This window comes from Paeniglutamicibacter sp., from assembly GCF_046714615.1.
Classification (GTDB): domain Bacteria; phylum Actinomycetota; class Actinomycetes; order Actinomycetales; family Micrococcaceae; genus Paeniglutamicibacter.
Map to the genome: position 1 here is coordinate 1 of NZ_JBKKAP010000130.1, position 7650 is coordinate 7650.

Annotated in this window: 3 protein-coding genes and 1 pseudogene; 2 read left to right on the top strand and 2 right to left on the bottom strand. The window is 60.4% G+C overall.

The genetic code is table 11. The features are described 5' to 3' along the window. The first annotated feature begins 252 nt into the window (after positions 1 to 252). A pseudogene (locus ACLQ7E_RS15650) lies at positions 253 to 1093 on the top strand (ISAzo13 family transposase). A 303-nt stretch (positions 1094 to 1396) separates the two neighbouring features. Then, positions 1397 to 3436 (top strand): acyltransferase family protein, encoded by a 2040-nt coding sequence (locus tag ACLQ7E_RS15655; protein WP_411733507.1) that lies wholly within the window; start codon positions 1397 to 1399, stop codon positions 3434 to 3436. 1170 nt (positions 3437 to 4606) lie between these two features. Here ACLQ7E_RS15655 and ACLQ7E_RS15660 read toward each other — a convergent pair. Further along, a complete protein-coding gene (locus ACLQ7E_RS15660) occupies positions 4607 to 5950 on the bottom strand; it encodes a UDP-glucose dehydrogenase family protein (protein ID WP_411733508.1) in 1344 nt (447 codons plus the stop codon). A 130-nt stretch (positions 5951 to 6080) separates the two neighbouring features. Further along, positions 6081 to 7427, bottom strand: a complete 1347-nt coding sequence (glmM, locus tag ACLQ7E_RS15665; RefSeq protein ID WP_411733509.1) for a phosphoglucosamine mutase — start codon at positions 7425 to 7427, stop codon at positions 6081 to 6083. Positions 7428 to 7650 lie beyond the last annotated feature (223 nt).

Below are 7650 nucleotides of genomic sequence, written 5' to 3' on the forward strand. Positions count from 1 at the left end.
CCCGGAATGACGGTTTCCGGGAGGAATTCACTGGCCTGATTCTTATCGCTCATTTGGCTGGAAACCGGCCACCAACTTGGCTGGATTTCTTGGCTCAAATGGCCTACAGATAGTCGATCACACACACCTGGTCCCGGCCCTGCTGTCCCTGGCGGAACCCACCCGCCGCAGGGACCCCGAATCCCCGCCGTCCTGGACCACCCTCTCCACCCCCCCAAACTCGCCGCCGAACTCACCGCACAAGGGCACAGTGTGGGAGCCGAGACCGTCGCGAAACTCCTCAAGTCCAACGGCTTCAGCCTGCAAGCCAACGCCAAGACCCTCGAAGGCAGGCAGCACCCCGTCAGGGATGCCCAATTCACCTACCTCAACGCCCGGGCCACCGCGCACCTGGCCGCCGGGAAACCGGTGATCAGCGTCGATGCGAAAAAGAAGGAACTGGTCGGGGAATACAAGAACAAGGGCGCCGAATGGCGTCCCACCCGGGACGCCGAACAAGTCAAAGTCCACGACTTCATCGACAAGGAAAAGGCAAGGCCAACTCCTACGGAGTCTACGACGTGGGCAACAACCCCGGATGGGTGTCGGTGGGCACCGACCAGGACACCGCGGCCTTCGCCGTGAACATCATCCGCTCCTGGTGGAACATCACCGGAACGAACACCCACGCGGGCGCCAACCGGCTTTTGATCACCGCCGACGGCGGCGGATCCAACGGCTACCGGACGCGCCTGTGGAAGACCGACCTCGCCGGACTTGCCGCCGAAATGGGCCTGGAGATCACCATCTACCACCTGCCGCAGGAACCAGCAACTGGAACAAGATCGAGCACAAGCTCTTCTCCCACATCTCCATGAACTGGCGCGGGAGACCCCTGACCAGCCACGAAGTCATCGTTAACTCCATCGCCGCGACCATCACCAAAACCGGACTCACCGTCCAAGCGGAACTGGACACCGGCATCTATCAGACCGGCGTGAAAATACCCGGCCACGAAATGAGGCTGCTCGAGTCCAGCGGCACCCTGGAAAAGCACGAATGGCACCCCGAGTGGAATTACGCCTTCAAAAACGGCGACACACCAACTAAATAATCTGAAAGCCCTAACGTCACACGGTCAGACATTACAGCCTCCTTGGAAGGATGGGATTCCGGCACTACCAGGGTGCGCCGAAAGCAGCACGCCCGAAACGGGAACCGCCGACCGACCCCGGGGAGATAAACTTTGAAAGCCACGACACTGGCCCCGACGTGGCATAGATGAATGCGGCGGTTGAGTATCCCAAGGTAATTCCGTCCAGGACTTGTGTCACCACAGCCCCGGATTGATTAATTGGAGTGACTTGACTTGGCTAAACTGGACTAGATCCATTCACACCACCAGAGGGAATTTGGCATGCTAGCTGACGCAACCATGCAAGCGGACACAGGCGTCGCTGCGAAAGCCAAGAATTCGTTCCGGGCGGACATTCAAGGACTTCGCGCCGTTGCCGTGCTCTTAGTCGTGGCGTACCACTCCGGTGTGGACTGGGTAAGCGGGGGATATGCCGGTGTTGACGTTTTCTTCGTAATCTCTGGGTTCCTGATCACGGGGCACCTCCTCCGATCCCTGGAGCATCAAGGTCGAATCCGGTTCGGGGCCTTTTACGCCAAGCGAGCCAGGAGAATCCTGCCGGCGGCAATGCTAGTTGCGCTTGTCACGACAGTTGCCTCTTGGATTTGGATGCCGCCGCTCCTGATGCAGGAAGATTGGAAGGGTGCCGTCGCGACGGCTTTGTACATGCCGAACGTGCTATTTGCTAGGCACAAAACCGACTACCTAAGCGAGAGCGCACCCTCGGTATTTCAACACTATTGGTCGCTGGGAATTGAAGAACAGTTCTACCTGTTTTGGCCCGCCATTCTGGCGCTTGGCTTCTGGGTTCTCAGGCGCAATCGGATAGCGCTTCTCGGTCTGGTCTTGACGCTGACCCTAGCATCATTTGCGTTGTGCTTGGTTGGGATGAACTCTTCCCAGCCATGGACATTCTTCTCACTGCCTACACGAGCGTGGGAACTTGGTGTCGGTGCTCTTCTAGCTTTCCACGTGCGCTCGAATGCTTCATGGCTGAAACGCCCAGTGACAGGGGTGCTCGCTTGGGTTGGCCTCGTCTCACTTATACTCATCGGATTCAATTTTGATTCCTCCACACCTTTCCCCGGCCCCTACGCGGCCTTCCCCGTACTGGCGACGGCACTGCTTATTATCGGCGGAGGCTCACAGGGCAGGTTCTCCAGTGACCGGGTACTCGGACTGAGGTTGCTACAGTTCGTTGGCAAGATTTCCTACTCGCTGTACCTTGTTCACTGGCCCATGCAGGCAATTCCATTGGCAATGGCCGGACCCCACGAACCGTTGTCATTGTCGGTGAGACTTATGCTCGGCCTTATTTCATTCCCACTTGCATGGCTTTTGTACCGCTGGGTCGAAATGCCGGCGATTCGCTTTCGCGCTCGCACTCAGGGCCAGACCGTGCGGACACTCTTGGCCTCATTTGCAGCATCCGGGCTCGTGGTGGCCATTGCTTTCGGAGCAGGAAGCGCATCAAATAGTGCTCAACTCTCAACCGACGACATGGCAATAGAGGGCCCTCTTGTCGCGGCTCCGACCGGAACTCCATTCATACCATTGAACATGGAGCCCTCACTTCGCCTAGCATCCCAAGACAACCCTAAAATCTACTCAAGCGGCTGCCACCGAGTTTATGAAAGCACCGACTCATCGGGGTGCCAAGTCGGGTCCAATAAGTCAGCGCCCCTCGTCTTCCTATTCGGAGACTCCCACGCTGCGAACTGGTACCCGGCGCTTGCCGCCCTGGCGGAGCGCGGAGATATCCGGCTCGATTCAAACACGAAAAGCTCATGTCATTCAGTTGACAAGGAACGCTTTGTCAACGGAGTCGAATATTTCGCATGTGACACTTGGCGTGCAGGAGTCATCGATCGCATCAATATTGAGCGGCCGAATCTAGTACTGATCGCAAATTATGGAAAAAGTACGCTTGTATCCGAGGCCCCCTTCCACACTTCATGGCAGGAGGGACTGAAACGCACGCTCGATGCGATTGCCCCGGTACCGGTTGCCGTGATCGCCGACGTACCGGACAACAAGGCGTCCCTTGAAATCTGTCTCTCCGCCCACATTGACGACGTGAAGCCCTGTGTACTGCCTCGAAGTGAGCAGTTGGTCGCGGCCACCGCTGCGGTCGAAACTGCCGCTGCAGCGTCCGCTGGGGCAACCTTCGTCGACTTCAGCTCTTACCTATGCAACGAGGATTCCTGCCCGCCGATTATTGGTAACAAGTTGGTCTATCGCGATGCCCACCATCTCACGGCTACGTTTAGCCGCAGCATGTCAGATATCTTTTGGGAAAAGATTGGGCCACTATTGAAGTGATGTGGGGTTGGGAGATCCTCAGGCAACGGGCCGTCTGGCCCACTGCTTTTCCGATCAAGAGGGCAACGGATGGAAATCGAGTTTCCGCTAGCGCCGCGACTCAGATTGAGCAGGCATCTCGGACAGTTCCAGCGACTTCTGCAAATCGGTGAGCAGAAACAGGATGCGGTGGAAGTAATTGCCAACCGCGTTGGAGTCATACGCAAAGCAGTATGGCCAACAACTGCGTGAGCTGTTGGCCAATGTTTAGGCGGAGCTTTCGGTGGCGCCTGTGGAACGAACCGGGCCCTCGCACCAGCGCTACCGCTTCGTTACTTACCGTTTCGTTCCACAGTCGCCACCGAAAGCCCCGTTCATTCAGGCCAAATTAAGTGCGAGTTTGTCCCTACGCAGCTAAGCGCGGTCGGAACCTCAATAATCTGAATTGCAACTTACGTCACATGAATCGTCGAAAGGCCGCATGGAACAGCGAGAAATTGAATCGTCCCCACGAAAAGGACCCACCAACATTGCAAGTGTGGTGGGTCCTCCACATTTGCGGATACTTGGGGTACACGCAAATACTTCGTTGGCAATTCGGGTAACCCACGCTCAAGTCATGCTAATCAATCGCCAGGTTCACGCATATGCATTCGTCCGTTCTTTTTATAGAGCCTTGTGATTGCCAAATTCTTCACCTCAATCAACAAGGCGTCCGGAAGCCCGCACGTCATCAACAAAATTTCTGATCCCGGACTCACCTCTGATCGGGGATGCTGGTTCGAACCAGGCTTCAGACGGCGAATCGGACGCGCGTTTTCCCGGCTCTTGTCGTACGGCAAGCAACAGTGGCTCTGCGATCAGGACGCTCTCTTCTTGATCTGTAGCGGCCCATGAATATGCGGAATTCATACAAGCCAAAACCGCTCAACTCTCATTGTTCATTTGCTGTTCACGCTCATGGGCAAATTGCAGCGAACTGGTAGGACCAAATTTAAGCGCGTTCTGGGGAGTACGCCAAACTTGGGGAGAGAATCTTGGAACGAAAAGTACGCAAGCGCATCTAACCTTCGTATTTATCGACAAGGGCCTCGAGTTCCCTTGATCTGGCAAAATATCGGCCTGGGGCTGTTGGCCGTCATTGCCTGCGCGATCGGCGCCTTCATACTGTTTATGTAGTCTTTCCCGAGGTTAGAGCACCCCGTCGAGGGGCGCGTAGTGCTGGCCCATCCGAACGATTTCCCACCCGGATCCGGTCCACAGGCCACGATCGAGCACGTTGCGTCCGTCGATGATGCGCCGCGCTTCCACCAGGTGCTCGAGGTCGGCGGGAACCAGGGCCTTGAATTCGTCCCATTCGGTCAACAGAAGCACCAAATCCGCATTCTGCACGGCCTCGGGCAGGTCGCCGGCGTATTGCAGCCGCGGAAAACGCTCGGCTGCGTTCTTGTTGCCCTTGGGGTCATAGACCAACACGTCGGCACCGGCGTTGAACAGCCGCACCGCGATGTCAAGGGCTGGGGAGTCCCGCACGTCATCCGAGTCAGGTTTGAAGGTAACGCCCAGCACCGCGATGCGGGCACCAACCAATTTTTCCTTGAGCATCACGTGGGCCAGACGGACCACGCGTTCGCGGCGCCGAAGGTTGATCTCGTCGACCTCGGCCAGGAACCCCATGGTGTGGGTCAGGCCTAGTTCGCTCGTGCGGGCCTGCAGCGCCCGGATGTCCTTGGGCAGGCAACCGCCTCCGAAGCCCACGCCGGCATTGAGGAACTTGCGCCCGATGCGCGCATCGTGGCCCAGCGCGTCGGCCAGCACCGTGATGTCCCCGCCAATGGTCTCGGTGACCTCGGCGAAGGAGTTGATGAAGGAGATCTTGGTGGCCAGGAAAGCGTTGGCCGCAACCTTGACCAGTTCGGCTGTCTCGAAGTCCGTGACAATCATCGGGGTCTCTGCTTCGAGTGCCTGGGCGTAGACCTTACGCAGGATCGCCTCGGAGGTCTCGTCCTCGACACCCAGCACCAGACGGTCCGGGGACATGGTGTCGGCCACCGCGAAGCCTTCGCGCAGGAACTCGGGGTTCCAGGCCAGGGAGATCTGTGCATCCGGGTGCGCGTTGGCAGCAATCAGCCCGCGAAGCCGGCGTGCGGTGCCCACCGGAACCGTGGACTTTCCCACGATCAGCGCAGTGCCGCGGATGCGCGTGGCAAGTTCGGCCACCGCGGCATCGACGTAGCGCATGTCGGCCCCGTGCCCGTCGGCACGCTGCGGGGTGCCCACGCCAACGAAGTGCACATCCGCCCAGGAGGCCACCTGTTCGTAGTCGGTGGTGAAGCGCAGCCTGCCGGAGGCCACGTGCTTGCGCAGCAGCTCACCGAGGCCCGGTTCGTGGAACGGCAGCTTGCCCTCGGAAAGGGCCTGGATCTTGGCCGGGTCAACGTCAACGCCGATGACGTCGAAGCCCAGCTCCGCCATGCATGCAGCATGCGTCGCGCCCAGGTATCCTGTGCCTATCACCGATATCTTCATGCTCATGCCCGTGGAACACCCTTTCGAAAATCACCGGTGCAGCCCTGGGGCTGCACATTTCAAATGCGTGTGGCCGAGCGCCTGACACCGTTGGTGCCGGAACACTCGGCCACGGTCTCAATGTTGCAAAAAGAATCTATAGTGCCAGTTCCCGTGAAACGACTGCGGCCAGCGAAGTCGCCAGGGAATGGGCCATGTCGTGCGAGGTGGCTTCCACCATCACGCGCACCACCGGCTCGGTTCCGGAGGGACGCAACAGCACCCGGCCGTTGCTCCCCAGTTCCGCCTCGGCGGCAACGATCGCCGCGATCAGCATCTGGTTGCTGGGTGCGGCTTCCTTGTCAACGCCCCTGACATTGATCAGCACCTGTGGCAAGACAGTCATGGCGGCGGCAAGTTCCTTCAGGGACTTGCCGGTGGCCTTGACCCGGGCGGCAATGTGCAGGCCTGTCAGCACCCCGTCACCTGTGGTGGCGTGGTCCGCGAAGATCACGTGGCCGGACTGTTCCCCGCCAAGGTTGTAGCCGCCCTCGCGCATGCCCTCGAGCACGTAGCGGTCGCCCACGCCGGTTTCCTTGAAGCTGATCCCTGCCTCGCGCATGGCGATCTTCAGCCCGAGGTTGCTCATCACGGTGGCGACAAGGGTGTTGTCCTTCAGGACGCCGCGTTCCTTCATGTCGGTGGCCATGATCGCCATGATCTGGTCCCCGTCCACGATGTTTCCCTCGTGGTCTACGGCGAGGCAGCGGTCGGCGTCGCCGTCGTGGGCAATGCCCAGGTCCGCACCGTTGTCCACCACTGCGGCCTGCAGGCGTTCGAGGTGCGTCGAGCCGTAGCCGTCGTTGATGTTGATGCCGTCGGGCTCCGCACCAATGACCACGACCTGGGCCCCGGCGGCGTTGAAGACCTCCGGCGAGCAGCCGCTGGCCGCGCCGTGGGCGCAGTCCAGGACGATCTTCATCCCGTCCAGCCGGTTGGGCAGCGTCTGCAGCAGGTGCATGACGTAGCGGTCCTCGGCATCGGCGAAGCGCGAGATGCGTCCCACGTCCGCTCCGACCGGGCGGTACTTGGGCTTGTCCATGGCCGCCTCAATGGCGTCCTCGAGGGCGTCGTCCAGCTTCTTGCCGCCGCGGGCCAGGAACTTGATCCCGTTGTCGGGGGCCGCGTTGTGCGAGGCGGAGATCATGACGCCGAAGTCGGCACCCATGTCGGCGACCAGGTACGCCGCCGCCGGCGTGGGCAGGGTCCCCGCATCGTGTACGTCGACGCCGGAGGCCGCAAGGCCCGCCTCGATCGCAGCGGAGATGAAGTCGCCACTGATCCGGGGATCCTTGGCGACCACCGCCACGGGCCTGCGCCCGTCATGTATTTGTTCGTGACCCAACACCATCGCGGCGGCCTGTGAAAGCGCCATCGCCAGTTCGGGGGTCAGAAGTTCGTTTGCTTTTCCGCGGACACCATCGGTCCCAAATAACCTTGCCATCGCGAATCATCATAACCCGCACCCGGATCTTTCCCCGGTATTTCTCCACGGGGCCCCCTCGCGGTTGCCCGCGGCCCCGGACGGGCGCACAGGCCGGCACCATGCCCGGGCACGGCCCGGCGCGGGGGGCCCCCGCCGCGGATTGCCCGGGGCCCCCCCCCCCCGGCCCCGTACCCGGGGACCCGGGCGAGCCCCTGCCCCCCGGAAGCCCCCGGGCCCCCCC